At 70.7% G+C, this 12,808-nt stretch carries 12 protein-coding genes and 1 tRNA gene; 4 read left to right on the top strand and 9 right to left on the bottom strand.

Annotated features, from left to right (window positions below):
- Positions 1 to 102 precede the first annotated feature (102 nt).
- The gene (locus IEZ03_RS13270) at positions 103 to 1,725 is read right to left on the bottom strand and encodes a long-chain fatty acid--CoA ligase (RefSeq protein ID WP_184878327.1); all 1,623 of its coding nucleotides are present in this window, start codon (positions 1,723 to 1,725) and stop codon (positions 103 to 105) included.
- Between the two features lie 421 nt (positions 1,726 to 2,146).
- Positions 2,147 to 2,638 (bottom strand): SigE family RNA polymerase sigma factor, encoded by a 492-nt coding sequence (locus tag IEZ03_RS13265; protein WP_184878324.1) that lies wholly within the window; start codon positions 2,636 to 2,638, stop codon positions 2,147 to 2,149.
- 294 nt (positions 2,639 to 2,932) lie between these two features.
- Between IEZ03_RS13265 and IEZ03_RS13260 the strand changes: the two genes are divergently transcribed.
- Both IEZ03_RS13260 and IEZ03_RS13255 read left to right on the top strand, forming a co-directional pair.
- Entirely contained in the window at positions 2,933 to 3,946 is a 1,014-nt protein-coding gene (locus IEZ03_RS13260) for a hypothetical protein (protein WP_184878321.1), read from the top strand.
- 20 nt (positions 3,947 to 3,966) lie between these two features.
- The gene (locus IEZ03_RS13255) at positions 3,967 to 4,779 is read left to right on the top strand and encodes a MauE/DoxX family redox-associated membrane protein (protein WP_229808267.1); all 813 of its coding nucleotides are present in this window, start codon (positions 3,967 to 3,969) and stop codon (positions 4,777 to 4,779) included.
- 262 nt (positions 4,780 to 5,041) lie between these two features.
- On the opposite strand, the gene IEZ03_RS13250 is transcribed toward IEZ03_RS13255, so the two are convergent.
- Complete coding sequence (locus tag IEZ03_RS13250) at positions 5,042 to 6,235, bottom strand: ATP-binding protein (protein WP_184878314.1); 1,194 nt, start codon at positions 6,233 to 6,235, stop codon at positions 5,042 to 5,044.
- Between the two features lie 462 nt (positions 6,236 to 6,697).
- A complete protein-coding gene (locus tag IEZ03_RS13245) occupies positions 6,698 to 7,708 on the bottom strand; it encodes a pirin family protein (RefSeq protein WP_184878312.1) in 1,011 nt (336 codons plus the stop codon).
- A gap of 165 nt (positions 7,709 to 7,873) precedes the next feature.
- Here IEZ03_RS13245 and IEZ03_RS13240 point away from each other — a divergent pair, with 165 nt between their 5' ends.
- Positions 7,874 to 8,335 carry a MarR family winged helix-turn-helix transcriptional regulator gene (locus tag IEZ03_RS13240; RefSeq protein WP_184878309.1) on the top strand — a complete coding sequence of 154 codons (462 nt, stop codon included), beginning with the start codon at positions 7,874 to 7,876 and terminating at the stop codon, positions 8,333 to 8,335.
- Between the two features lie 9 nt (positions 8,336 to 8,344).
- Here the strand turns inward: IEZ03_RS13240 and IEZ03_RS13235 are convergent, their stop codons facing one another.
- Positions 8,345 to 8,767, bottom strand: a complete 423-nt coding sequence (locus tag IEZ03_RS13235) for a hypothetical protein (protein WP_184878307.1) — start codon at positions 8,765 to 8,767, stop codon at positions 8,345 to 8,347.
- A gap of 161 nt (positions 8,768 to 8,928) precedes the next feature.
- On the opposite strand from IEZ03_RS13235, the gene IEZ03_RS13230 reads away from it, so the two are divergent.
- The gene (locus IEZ03_RS13230; protein ID WP_132053796.1) at positions 8,929 to 9,678 is read left to right on the top strand and encodes a M15 family metallopeptidase; all 750 of its coding nucleotides are present in this window, start codon (positions 8,929 to 8,931) and stop codon (positions 9,676 to 9,678) included.
- A 27-nt stretch (positions 9,679 to 9,705) separates the two neighbouring features.
- On the opposite strand, the gene IEZ03_RS13225 is transcribed toward IEZ03_RS13230, so the two are convergent.
- The 4 genes from IEZ03_RS13225 to IEZ03_RS37845 all read right to left on the bottom strand — a co-directional run bounded on the left by IEZ03_RS13225 (position 9,706) and on the right by IEZ03_RS37845 (position 12,704).
- A complete protein-coding gene (locus IEZ03_RS13225; protein WP_184878305.1) occupies positions 9,706 to 9,870 on the bottom strand; it encodes a hypothetical protein in 165 nt (54 codons plus the stop codon).
- A 74-nt stretch (positions 9,871 to 9,944) separates the two neighbouring features.
- A tRNA-Ser gene (locus tag IEZ03_RS13220) sits at positions 9,945 to 10,033 on the bottom strand.
- Positions 10,034 to 10,121: 88 nt separating this feature from the next.
- On the bottom strand, positions 10,122 to 10,490 hold the full coding sequence (locus IEZ03_RS13215; protein WP_184878303.1) for a cupin domain-containing protein: 369 nt from the start codon (positions 10,488 to 10,490) through the stop codon (positions 10,122 to 10,124).
- Positions 10,491 to 10,514: 24 nt separating this feature from the next.
- The gene (locus IEZ03_RS37845; protein ID WP_229808266.1) at positions 10,515 to 12,704 is read right to left on the bottom strand and encodes a MinD/ParA family ATP-binding protein; all 2,190 of its coding nucleotides are present in this window, start codon (positions 12,702 to 12,704) and stop codon (positions 10,515 to 10,517) included.
- Positions 12,705 to 12,808: the final 104 nt, after the last annotated feature.

Genomic DNA, 12,808 nt, shown 5'->3' with positions numbered 1-12,808 from the left:
GAGATGCCGTTTCTCTCCGTGACCACGGTATCAATGACTCGGCGTCAGAATCGAGTCAGCGTCCCGATCCGGCCGGGCCCGGCCGGATCGGGACACCGCCGGTCACTCGGCGCGCCGCACCTCCAGCTCGCCGTCCGCATAACGGCGCCGCAGCACCTTCTTGTCGAACTTGCCGACGCTCGTCTTCGGGACTTCGGCGATGAACGCCCAGCGCTCGGGGAGCTGCCATTTCGCGATCCGGCCGGACAGGAACTCCCGGAGCTGCTCCGGAGTGACCGACGCCCCGTCCCGCACCACGACGGACGCGAGCGGCCGCTCCTGCCAGCGGTCGTCGGGCACGCCGACCACGGCCGCCTCGACGATGTCCGGGTGGGCCATCAGGTGGTTCTCCAGCTCCACCGACGAGATCCACTCGCCGCCCGACTTGATGACGTCCTTCGCCCGGTCGGTGAGCGTCAGGAAACCGCCGGGCGACAGCGTCCCGACGTCGCCGGTGCGCAGCCAGCCGTCGTGGAACTTCCCGGGATCCTCGTCCAGGTGGTACGACGCGGTGATCCACGGCCCGCGGATCTCGACCTCCCCGACGGCCTCGCCGTCGTTGGCCAGGACGACGTCGCCGTCGCCCACGATCCGCATCTCCAGCCCCGCCAGGACGCGGCCCTGGCTGATCCGCGCCTGCCACGCCTCGTCCCCGGCCGCCTTGGCCGGCGGGTGCGCGACCGTCGCGACCGGCGACGTCTCCGTCATCCCCCACGCCTGGACGATCCGGACACCGATCTCGTCGAACCCGCGCATCAGCGCCTCCGGCACCGCCGATCCGCCGCACGGCACCAGCCGCAGCGAGCTGAGGTCGGACCCGTGCTCCTTCGTGTGCCGCAGGACGTCCGCCCAGATCGTCGGCACCGCCCCGGCGATCGTCGGACGCTCGGTCTCGATGAGCCGGACCAGCGGCTCGCCCTGCAGGAACCGGTCCGGCATGACCAGCGCCGCCCCCGCCATGACCGCCGCGTAGGGCAGCCCCCAGGCGTTCGCGTGGAACATCGGGACCACCGGCAGGACGCTGTCGGACGCGCTCAGCCCGATCGCATTGCCGGTGCACGTCGCCATCGAATGCAGGTACGCCGAGCGGTGCGAGTACACGACGCCCTTCGGATTCCCGGTCGTGCCGCTCGTGTAGCACATCGCGGCGGCGGACCGCTCGTCGAGCTCGGGCCAATCGAACGTCGCGGGCGCAGCGGCGAGCAGTTCCTCGTAGCTGTGCAGCTCCTTGCCGGCACCGTCCAGCGGCGCGGTGTCGCCCGCCCCGACCACGATCACATGCCGGACCGTCTTCAACTGCGACAGCACCGGCGCGAGCAGCGGGATGAGCGACCCGTCCACGATGACGACCTGGTCCTCGGCATGGTTCGCGATGTAGACGAGCTGGTCGGGGAACAGCCGCAGGTTGAGGGTGTGGAGAACGGCGCCCATGGACGGGACCGCCAGGTACGCCTCAAGATGCTCGGCGTTGTTCCACATGAACGTGGCGACGCGCTGGTCGCCGTCGATGCCGAGTCCGCGCAACGCCCCCGCGAGCCGCGCCGCGCGCTCACCGACCTCGGCATAGGTACGGCGCCGCGCCCCGTCCCCCGTCCAGGTGGACACCTGGACGTCCCCGAAGACGTCCGCGCCGTAGCGCATGATCGTCCTGATGGTGAGCGGGAAATCCTGCATGGTGCTCCACATGAGGCCCCTCCGTGTTCATTTGCATTGCCCTTGGCGGTCGGGCCCTGGGGGCCCTCCCTTCGGCGGGCAATGCGTGCGATCGCTGCATCGCTCCGGCTCGCCTGGCGGCTCGCTGCGCGATCAGGTTTCTCGCAGGCTCGAAACCTGCCTTCGGACGCGATCGCGACGGTTCTGGTTGTTGCGGGGTTGCGGTGGTGGCCGGTGTCGCCGTGCACGCGGATGCCGTATGGCGCTCGAACGCCGCCATCTTCACGGAACGCGTCGGCAACCCTGGCCTCCTGCTACGCGATGAGATCCCGCACAAGACTGAAGGTAGCCCCCGAAAGCGCCCAGGACCAGATCGCCGCGGCCCTGCGGTAATGGCAGAGGGCCAAGCGTCTGACCGAGCGGTCATCGCAGGTCGGCACTCATCGGGCGATGGCTATTGGAGGCCCTCTTCGTCGCGGAGTTTGGCCACGGCTCGGGAGACCGTGGATTTCACGGTTCCTACGCTGACTCCCAGGAAATCGGCGATCTGCTGTTCGGACATGTCCTCGTAGTAGCGGAGCATGACGGTGACGCGTTGGCGTTCGGGGAGGCGGCGGAGTGCGCGGCCCAGCGCGTCGCGCATCTCCGAGCGGCGTGCGTGGTCGTCGGCGACGGGGCGGTCGGGTAGGCGGTCGGTCGGGTAGACGTCCAGTTTCCGGCGCCGCCACCAGGAGATCTGCGTGTTGACCATGGCGCGGCGGACGTACCCGTCTACGGCGGCGCGGTCCTGGATCCGGTCCCAGGCCAGGTACGTCTTGGCCAAGGCCGCCTGCAGGAGATCCTCGGCCTCGGCGCGATCGCTCGTCAGCTGGGTCGCGGCCCGCAGCAGCACGGCCCCGCGCTCCGCCACGTACGAGCGGAACTCCTCGTGCCGCGTACCGTTCAATTCACCACCGGACCAGGGGTTGTGGAGCCGCCCCCGGCCGGGCCTTTCCCCGGCCCCGGCCGTGCGCACTCCCGGTATGGCTGACGATCGCACGTAGATCGTAATTACGGTCCCACATTAAAGATATATCCGGGTCAACCGGAGCATAATCTTCACCCCAGGTAGATCAAAGGTCTTCCCCCAGCTGACTTATCGCGACAAATCCGTCGACAAGCGCTGTCACCGCACGTGACCCTTGACGCACCGTCTCACGCGCGGTGACCCGCAGTAATGATCGAACACCGGAGCTTCGCGATGTCGCCACCCCAGCACCGAGGAGCGAGCCGCCGCCGGCGCCGCGCGGCCGTCCTCCCGGCGTCCTCGCGCGACCCGGAGCGGGCGGCGCCACCGCTGACCGTGATCACGGGCACCGTCCTGGACGCGAGCCCGCACCTGCTGATCCTGTCGGCGTCGCGCCAGGACGGGCCGGCGCCAGGGGAGATCGAGATACGGCTGGCGATGGGTGACGGCACGACCGTCCGGCACGGCGGGCGCGGGGGCCTCGCCGCGCTGCGGCCCGGGCGGTCCGTGGTCGTCCGGTTGGGGGAGGCCCGGCTCAGTGCCGACCGTATCTGGGTCGACATCAGCCGGGTCACCGGCACGATCGTGGCGTGCAGGGGGGCCACCGTAGAGGTGGACATGGGTCCGCACCGGGGGCGGACCCATGTGGTGATCCCCCCGCACGCCTTCGAGCGGGTGCTCGTCCGGCATCCGCGGCTGGAGCCCGGGTACCTGATCGACCTGATCTGCGTGCGGTCTCCGGACGGTCCGCGGGCGGTGCGTCCGGGCACGTCGCAGCCCGGGTACCGGCCCGATGATCTCGCCCCGCCCGATGTCGCCGCGCCCGTCCCGGACGTGCTGCGCGGGACGGCGACGTGGTTCGCGGGCGCGGGCGGTGGGACGCCGGACGGGGCGGCCTACCCGGCGGTCGATTCCGAGGGAGACGCCGGGGGGTGCGCGGACGCCCCGTCCGGCTGCGTCCCGTTCCCGTACCTGTCGCTGGGCAGCGACATCACCGTCCGCAACGAGTGCACCGGCCGCGCGACCTCCGTCCCGGTGGTGGAATGCGGCTGCGTTGCGGCCCGCTACTGCGACCGCTGCGTGGAATGCGACACGTCCCCCCGCGGAAGAATCGTAGAACTCACCCCCGCCGCGTTCGTTGGCCTCGGCGGCGAACTAGACACAGGCTGCTTCAACGCCGCAGTCCGGACGGGTGCGCCGCTCGCGATGCCGGGGGGCGCGGTGTCGGGGGGCGCGGTGTCATGGTGACGGCGTTTCAGAATACGCAGGTGGTGTTGCTTGCGGCGGTGCTGTTGGCCGCCTGTCTGGCGAAGTTGATGGTGCGGGAGCAGGGGGTGGAGGCGCCCGACCATGTGCACGGCGTTCCGGTGCCGGCGGCGATCGCGCGGTTGTCGGCGTTGCGCGACAGCCGGGGGATGACGGTCGGGCTCGGGGTCGGTGAGGGGCTGCTCGGGCTGGCGCTGCTGGTGACGTCGCATCCGTCGGTGCGTCTCGCGACTACGGTGGCGTTCGCCGCTGCGACCTGGGTGGTCAGCGAGCTGCGGGTCGGGCGGCCGGACGCCGGGTGCGGGTGTTTCGGCGGGCTGAGCGGGCGGAGGGTCGGGCGGCGGAGCGTGTTGCGGGCGGTGCTGTTCACCTGCGCCGCCATCGCCTCGCTGCAGGCGCCGCACGCCGGCCTGGACGTGCTGCGGAACGTCGAGGTGCTCGTCGGGCTGGTGCTCGCGGTGGAGGTCGCGTTGTTCGCGGCGCTGTCGCCGGAGCTGTCGGCGCTGCTCGGCCGCCGCGGGCTGCCGCCCGGTCAGGGACGTCCGGTGATGCCGTGCGAGCGGCGGCGGAGCCCGATCGAGGAGACGTACGCGACGCTGTACGACAGCGCCGCCTGGGTGGAGCACGAGAACGTCGTCACGAGCGCGCTGCCCCTGGACGTGTGGCGGGAAGGCTGCTGGCGGTTCCTCGTCTTCCCGGCGCGTGTCGACGACCGGGAGATGGAGGTCGTGTTCGCCGTGTCCACCGCCGAACGCGGCCGGACCGTCCGGGCGGCGCTGGTGGCCCCGGAGAAGAGCCTCTCTCCCGCTCTCTAGCCGATTCTTGGACACGTCCAATAGCCGCGTATGAAGTCCTGCGCGTGTGGGCGCTGGTCTTCCACTCTCTAGTCGGGTCTTCGGGGGAGGCTAGAGAGGCTGATAGAGGTGCAGAGGGCGTGTGAGGAGAATCTATGGCTCTCTAGGGGTGTTGCTAGAGAGCCGGATATTTTGCGGACGAGGCCGGTCGATGCGGCTTTCTACTGCTCTCTAGCGGCTGGGCTAGAGAGCTTGATAGGGCGGTATCGGCGTGTCGACTTGGTCAGGCGGGTTGGGAGCGGAGGAACTTGCCGAAGTGCGGGACGGTGAAGGCGACCATGCCGCGTTCGGCGCTGTAGATGAGGCCCTTCTTGATGAGGCCGTCGCGGGCGGGCGACAGGCTCGACGGCTTGCGGCCGAGCTCGTCCGCGACCGAGGCGGTGGGCACCGGGTCGTCGCCGAGCATGGCCATCGCGCGCATGTAGTCGCGCTCGGCCGGGGTGGCGCGCTCGTAGCGGCTGCCGAAGAAGCCGACCGCGAGTTCGGTCTCCGCCTCCGGGGCGGCGACCTTGATGTCGTCGGCGGTGATCGGGGTGTCGGGTGCCACGTCCCACACGACCTTGGCGTACGCCTGGACGAAGTAGGGGTAGCCGTCGGCCGCGCCGTACAGTGCGTCGAGGGCCTCCTTGGTGAAGGTGACCTCCTCCCGTTCGGCGGGGGCGAGCAGGGCGTGGTCGGCCGACTCGCGGTCGAGCCGGTCGATGCGGGCATAGCGGAACAGGCGCTCGGAGTAGGACTTGCTGGCCGACAGCACGGCCGGCAGGTGCGGCAGCCCGGCACCCACCACGATCAGCGGTCCGCCGACCTGCGACAACTCGTGGCACGCGGCGCACAGGGCGGACACGTCGTCGGCGGGGATGTCCTGCATCTCGTCCACGAAGAGGGCGATCCCGACGCCGACGTCCGTGGCGACGGACGCCGCGTCCACGAACAGCTCGGTCAGGTCGATCTCCAGGTCGCCGGAGTCGGCGCGGCCGCGCGAGGCGGGCACGTCGATGCCGGGCTGCCAGCGGTGCACGCGGGCCTTCCCCTTGCCGGACGGCTCCGGCCCTGCCTGCGCGAACGCCTTGAGCACGCCGAGGAACTCCTCGATGCGGTCGGGCGCGCGATGCCGGGGCGCCAGTTCGCGCACCGCGCGGTGCAGCGCCGAGGCGACGGGACGGCGGATCGACTGGTCGGGCCGGGCCTCGATCTTCCCGGTGCCCCACAGCCGCTGGATCGCCATCGACCGGAACGCGTTGAGCAGCACGGTCTTGCCCACCCCGCGCAGGCCGGTGACGATCATGCTGCGCTCCGGACGGCCGCGGGCCACCCGCTCGATCACCACCTCGAACTGCTTCAGCTCGCGGTCGCGGCCGGCCAGCTCCGGGGGCCGCTGCCCGGCTCCGGGGGCGTAGGGGTTGCGCACGGGGTCCACGCTCTCGGACTCTATGAGGCGATATAGCTGGGGCCGTAGATTTGCGTAGAAACCGCTACGGCGTGTCGCGTGCCCGCGCGGCGCTTTGCAGCGTGCGGCACCGTCCGGGCCCCTCGTGACGACCGTCGCCACCCTGTCACCTCCCCGGCCGAGCGCGTTCAGGTCGGTCGAACCTCTGTTCGACTACTCGAACACAGTAGCGCATGGGAGACCGCCGTCACACCCGAAGCGTGCTTATTTGCATCGCCCTTGGCGGTCGGGCCTTGGGGGCCCTCCCTTCGGCGGGCAATGCGCGCGATCGCTGCATCGCTCCGGCTCGCCTGGCGGCTCGCTGCGCGATCAGGTTTCTCGCAGGCTCGAAACCTGCCTTCGGACGCGATCGCGACGGTTCAGGTCGGCGCGTGGTCACGGCGGGGGCCGGTGTTGAGACTTAAGAAGCCTGATCGCGCAGCTAGGCGAGGGTCACGCGAGCGGTTCGTCTTGTTCGGAGCGGTGGGGGACCTTCTCGGCCGGGGCGGTTCCCATGCGGCCGGCCTGGAAGTCCTCGAAGGCCTGGACGATCTCCTCGCGGGTGTTCATCACGAACGGGCCGTACCGGGCGATCGGCTCGCGGATCGGGAGGCCGCCCAGCACGAGGATCTCCCAGCCGTTCGCGCCGGCGACCGGCTGGCTCTCGGCGGCGCGGACGACGACGCCGTCCCCGGTCCCCTTGTTGTGCGAGCCGCCGAAGACCGCGAGCTGGCCCTCGTCCAGCGCGATCTCCTCGACGCCGGCCGTGCCGCGTCCGGAGAGGACGTAGACCAGAGCGTTGAACTCGCGCGGCCAGGGCAGGGCGAGGCGCGCACCGGGGGCGACCGTCGCGTGCAGGTAGTTGATGGGCGTGTAGGTCACGCCCGGCCCGTCGTACCCGGCGAGCGACCCGGCGATGACGCGGACGATGGACGATCCGTCGTCGGCGGCCAGGAGCTTGACGTCGCGGGCCTCGATGTCCTGGTATCGCGGCGGGACCCACTTCTGCGCGCGCGGAAGGTTGACCCACAGCTGGATGCCGTGGAAGAGGCCGCCCTTGGCCACCAGTTCGGGCGGCGGCTGCTCGATGTGCTGGATCCCGGAGGCCGCCGTCATCCACTGCGTGGCGCCGTCCGAGATGAGGCCGCCGCCTCCGGTGGTGTCCTGGTGCTGGAACGCGCCGTCGATGATGTACGTGACGGTCTCGAACCCGCGGTGCGGGTGCCACGGGGTACCGCGCGCCTCGCCCGGCGCGTACTCGACGGCGCCCATGTGGTCGAGGAGGAGGAACGGGTCGGCCAGGGCGAGGTCCGTGCCCGGGAAGGGCCGCCTGACCTGGAAGCCCTCTCCCTCCAGGTGGCGCTGCGCGGTCACGACCTTCGCGACGCGGCGCCAGCCGGTCTCGGACTCGGACAGCAGCGGCAGGCGGGGCAGGGTCAGCGGATCGGCCATCACGGCGGGCATGGGGTGCTCCCCTCGGTCGGGTGCCCGTCCACCACGGACGGTGCGGTGCCCGGGCAACCTAGTTGATGATTCAACTATTCCCGCGGACGGATGCCGCGGCTCCTGCTAACGTTTAAGGTAGCCAGCATTAGTTGAATGTTCAACCTGTGCCGTATACTGACCGGCATGAGCGAACCACGCTGGCTCGATGCCGCCCAGCAACGCGACTGGCGGGCGTACGTGGACGGCAGCGTCCGGCTCACCGAGGTCATGGACCGGGACCTGAAGGCCAAGCACGGGCTGTCCGTCTCAGAGTACGAGATCCTCGTCCGGCTGTCCGAGGCGCCCGAGCGGCGGCTGCGCATGGCGGAACTGGCCGAGAACGCCAGCCAGTCGCGCAGCCGGCTGTCGCACACCTGCTCCCGCCTGGAGTCCAAGGGCCTGGTGCAGCGCGACAACTGCCCCAACGACAAGCGCGGCGTCTTCGCGGTGCTGACCGACGAGGGCTACGCCGCCCTCGAACGCGCCGCCCGCGACCATGTCGAGACGGTCCGGACGTTCTTCATCGACGTCATCCAGCCCGAGGACCTCGAAGCCATCGGACGCGCCTTCTCCCTCGTCCTCAAGCGCGTCGGCCCCTCCACCTGAGCCCTCCCCCTACAGCGGGGCGGTGACCCCGGTGAGGAAGCCGACGGACACCAGGGTCAGGAACACCCAGGCGAGCATCATGCCTATGCCGAACGTCCGCCACCGCCCGCCCACCTTCCAGACGAGCAGCCCGCCCAGGCCGAACGCCAGGACGAGCAGTGTGATGAACTGCGGCATCAAGCTCGGCCGCTGGCTCATCATCAGCGGTGCCCACATCATCACCGCGTCCACGAACAAGAAGATGCCGAAGCCGGCCGCGAGCGACCGGACGTCCTGGCCGAGGAACGCACGAGCGCGTTCCGCGAGCACCTGCGCCCTGTCCGCGGGCAGCCGCGGATGTGCCCGCGCCGCTGGTTCGACCTCCACATTGTGCGCCACGGCGAAGATCTCGTCTTCGAGGCTTGGGAGGTCCCTCTCCTGAGGTTCCGCCATCCCGCTCCCTTGGGCCGGAGGCCGCCGGACGACATGCCCGGCGGACCGATGCGGCTCACGGCCCGTCCGTCCCGGCCTCTTTCCGGCGGGCGCGCATTCAAACGCAACGTCGTGGATCGAGGGTGTCACACCCAGGCCGCCGAACGTGCCATCCTTGAAAGATGCCAGGTAGAAGGCCGATTCGCAGCGCCGCGGCGGTCGCCGCGCTGATCGCCGCGACGTCCGCCGCGGCCGCGTGCGGCGGCGGCGACACCGACGAGCCGACGTCCTCCGCGACACCGCCCACCGCGACCGCGCCGACCGGGACCCCGTCGGGCACGCCGTCGGCGGCGCCGACCGAGCAGGGCTTCCAGGCCGAGGTCAAGAAGGTGACCAGAGGAGACCTGCCCCATTCCTGGCGCCCGGGCTGCCCGGTACCCGTGTCCGGACTGCGGATGATCGAGATGACCTACTGGGGCATGGACGACAAGCCGCACACCGGGGGGCGGCTCGTCGTCAACGCCAAGGCCGCCAAAGACCTCGTCGGCGTGTTCCGGAAGCTGTTCGACGACAAGTACCCCATCGAACGCATGGAACCGGTCGACAAGTACAAGGGCAGCGACTTCGACTCGATCGAGGCCAACAACACCTCCGCCTTCAACTGCCGCCGCGCCACCGGGTCGAGCTCCTTCTCCCAGCACGCCTACGGCCTGGCCATCGACATCAACCCCTGCCAGAACCCCTACGTGTACGCGGACGGACGTATCGCCCACCCGGACTGCACGAAGTACAAGAACCGCAACCGGAAGGCCCCCGGCATGATCCACGCCGGCGACAAGGTCGTCAGGGCGTTCGACTCCATCGGCTGGGGCTGGGGCGGCGAATGGAGCGGCGCGAAGGACTACCAGCACTTCAGCAGCAACGGGAGGTAGCCGGGCCGCACGCCCCGCCGCTCCGGGTCACATCATCATCAAGGCGACCACGAGGATCGCGACGACGGCGACCACGGCCACGATGCCGACGATCAGGCCGATGTTCGGCCCGGACTTCTGCGGCTGCGCCTGGTTGGCGAAGTTCTGGAACTGGTGGGTCGTGCCTGCCGGATCATTGGGTGTCTGCGACATGCCGAAGAGGGTAACGGATACCCAACAGGGCGGTCTGTCCGTTTCTGCACAGACAGACCGCGTTCCGGATCGAGCGGAGAGTGTGGGATTCGAACCCACGAGGACTGTCCCCAGCCCTGGGCGCTTTCAAGGCGCCTGCACTAGTCCACTATGCGAACTCTCCCGGTGACCGCCTTCGCCGGCGGTCCACGCCCACGATAGCGGCCCCGCACCACGCCTTCGACCGCTTAACGCAGGCTGAACGCACGCCGTCACGGCCCGGCCGGAACGGCGTAGCCGGGGATCGACGGCCAGCGCACGGTCATGACGATCGACTCCTCCTCGGCCTGCCACGAGTGGTCGACGCCGCGTCCCCAGACCACGTAGTCGCCCTGCTCGGACAGGACCACGTCCCCCTCCGGGAACTCCAGCCGGAACCGGCCGCTGATCAGGACGAGCAGCGCGGTGCGCCGCTCACCCTCCGTCCACTGGCCGCGGCGCTCGCCCTTCTGGTGCACGCCCCACTTGATCTCGACCTCGTCGCTGTGCCGGAGGTCGCCGGCGGGCTTGAAGTGGCCGAGGAGCCAGCCCCGGTCGGCGGCGGCGTCCGGGCCCGCCTTCCCCACGTACACACCGTCCACAGGACGTGACCGTACCGCCGGAGATCAGGAGTCGGTGGGACGTTGGAAGGCGAAGCCGTCGCCGACGACGGCGGCGAGGTGCAGGTACGCCTCCCGCGTCGCGGGGGCGAGCTGCTCCAGCTCGACCTCGGCCCCCTCCTCCAGGTGGTCGTCGTACGGGATGCGGACGACGGCGCGGCAGCGGCTCTCGAAGTGCGCCTGGAGCTTGTCGAGGTCGACCTGGCTGCGGGTGCGGTTGCGGACCATCGACAGCACGACCACGCCGTTGCGGACGAGGTGCCCGTGGTCGTGCGCCTCCAGCCAGTCCAGGGTGGCGCTCGCGGAGCGGGCGCCGTCCACCGACGGGGAGCTGACCAGGACCAGCTGGTCGGCGAGGCTCAGCACGCCCGCCATCGCCGAATGCAGCAGCCCGGTGCCGCAGTCGGTGATGCAGACCGAGTAGTACTGCTCCAGGACGACCGCGACGGCCGCGTAGTCTTCGGCGCTGAACGCCTCGCTGACCGCCGGGTCCCGGTCGGACGCGAGGATCTCCAGCCGCGCCTCGTTCTGCGAGGTGAAGCCGCGCACGTCGGCGTACCGGTGGATCTGGTCCCGGTTGTTGAGCAGGTCCCGGACGGTCGCGGCCGTCTCGAGCCGCACCTTGTCCGACAGCGTCCCGCGGTCGGGGTTGGCGTCCACCGCTATGACGCGGTCGCCGCGCAGCGACCCGAGCATCGAGCCGAGCCCGGTGGTGGTGGTCGTCTTGCCCACGCCGCCCTTCAGGGACATGACGGCGACCCGGTGGTGCCCGCCCGCGACGACGGTGCGCGCCCTGGCGATCAGGTCCTTGCGGCGCAGTTCGTTCTGCGATTCGCCGGGGTGGATGCCGCCCGCGGTCGCCTTGTAGACGGCGCGCCGCCATCCCGAGGACGGGGCGATGCGCCGCTCGCCGAGCAGGTTCTCGGAGCTGAGGCTGTCGGCGTTCTGCGGCTGCTGCTGGCCGGGGTGGCCGGGCGCGGGCTGCATCATCTGGTTGAGCGCGGGCGGGTACCCGTACCCCTGCACGGGCTGGCCCGTATTGGGGTCGATGGGCGGGTACGGCTGGCCCGTGTTCGGGTCGATCTGCTGGTACTGCGGGGGCACCGCGTTGGGGTCGGGCGCGTACGGCTGACCGGTGTTCGGGTCGACGGGCTGGTACTGCCCCGCCGCATTCGGGACCGGCGCATAGGGCTGACCCGTGTTCGGGTCGACCGGGTACGGCTGACCGGGGGCGTTGGGGTCGGGCGCGTACGGCTGGCCCGTGTTGGGGTCGACCGGCTGGTACTGCCCCGCCGCATTCTGGTCCTGCGCGTACGGCTGGCCGGTGTTGGGGTCGATCGGCTGGTACTGCTGAGCCGCCGCGTTGGGATCCTGCGCGTACGGCTGGCCGGTATTGGGGTCGACCGGCTGGTACTGCTGAGCCGCTGCGTTGGGATCCTGCGCGTACGGCTGACCGGTGTTCGGGTCGACCGGCTGGTACTGCCCGCCCGCGGCGTTCGGGTCCTGGGGGAAGGGCTGGGCCGTGGTGGGGTCCGCGGGCGTGTACTGCGTGGTGGCGTTCGGGTCCGGCTGGACCGGACGGCCGGTGTTCGGGTCGATCGGGACGTAGGGCTGGCCGGACGCGTCGGTGTCCTGGGGAAAGGGCTGGCCCGTGGCCGGGTCGATCGGCTGGTACGGCTGGCCCGCGGCGCCGGGGTCCTGCTGGTCCGCCGGGTACGGCGGGAGCTGGTCGAGGGGCGGGGCGGCGTTGCCGTTGGCGTCGTACGGCGACTGCTGCGGCGCGTACGGCGGCGGCGTGGGCTGGGACGGGTCGTACCCCGGGTAGCCGGCGGTGTACGGCGGGGGCAGCATCCCGCCGTCGAACGGCTGCGGCAGGGGGCCGCCCTCGTAGGGCGGGGGCTGCGGCGGACCGCCGAAGGTCTGCTGCGGGTAGCCGGTCTCGGAAGGCTGCTGGAAGGAGGGGGGAGCCGCGAGCCAGGGGTTGGCGTTCGGGTCCGTCTGCTCGACCGGCGACTGGGGCTGGGACTGGGCGTCCTCTTCCGGGGGCGCGTTCTCCTTCTCGGCGGGGGCGGGCCCCGCGCTCTGCTCCCCTTCGGCGGCCGGGGCGGGGGACTGCCCGGCCGGCTCGCCGCTCATCGCGTCCAGAGAGGCCAGCCGCTCCTCCAGGGAACGCCCGTCGTGCTCGTTCCTTGCCACCGTTCTTCCCCCTCGGGCACGCCTCTGATGATCAACACGGAGCAGGTCGGCAAAAAGGTCCCCGTGCAGGATACCCGTGCACCAATACCACGCATCCCGCGTGG

It is taken from the genome of Actinomadura livida, assembly GCF_014648675.1.
GTDB classification, from domain to species: Bacteria; Actinomycetota; Actinomycetes; order Streptosporangiales; family Streptosporangiaceae; genus Spirillospora; species Spirillospora livida.
Note: the sequence above shows the minus strand (reverse complement) of the source record. Positions and strands in the feature narration are given on the sequence as shown.

Coding starts and splice junctions, on each gene's coding strand:
- IEZ03_RS13245 (WP_184878312.1), bottom strand. CDS start 7,708: ATGCCCGCCGTGATGGCCGATCCGCTGACCCTGCCCCGCCTGCCGCTG.
- IEZ03_RS13240 (WP_184878309.1), top strand. CDS start 7,874: ATGAGCGAACCACGCTGGCTCGATGCCGCCCAGCAACGCGACTGGCGG.
- IEZ03_RS13230 (WP_132053796.1), top strand. CDS start 8,929: ATGCCAGGTAGAAGGCCGATTCGCAGCGCCGCGGCGGTCGCCGCGCTG.
- IEZ03_RS13270 (WP_184878327.1), bottom strand. CDS start 1,725: ATGTGGAGCACCATGCAGGATTTCCCGCTCACCATCAGGACGATCATG.
- IEZ03_RS13225 (WP_184878305.1), bottom strand. CDS start 9,870: ATGTCGCAGACACCCAATGATCCGGCAGGCACGACCCACCAGTTCCAG.
- IEZ03_RS13235 (WP_184878307.1), bottom strand. CDS start 8,767: ATGGCGGAACCTCAGGAGAGGGACCTCCCAAGCCTCGAAGACGAGATC.
- IEZ03_RS13260 (WP_184878321.1), top strand. CDS start 2,933: ATGTCGCCACCCCAGCACCGAGGAGCGAGCCGCCGCCGGCGCCGCGCG.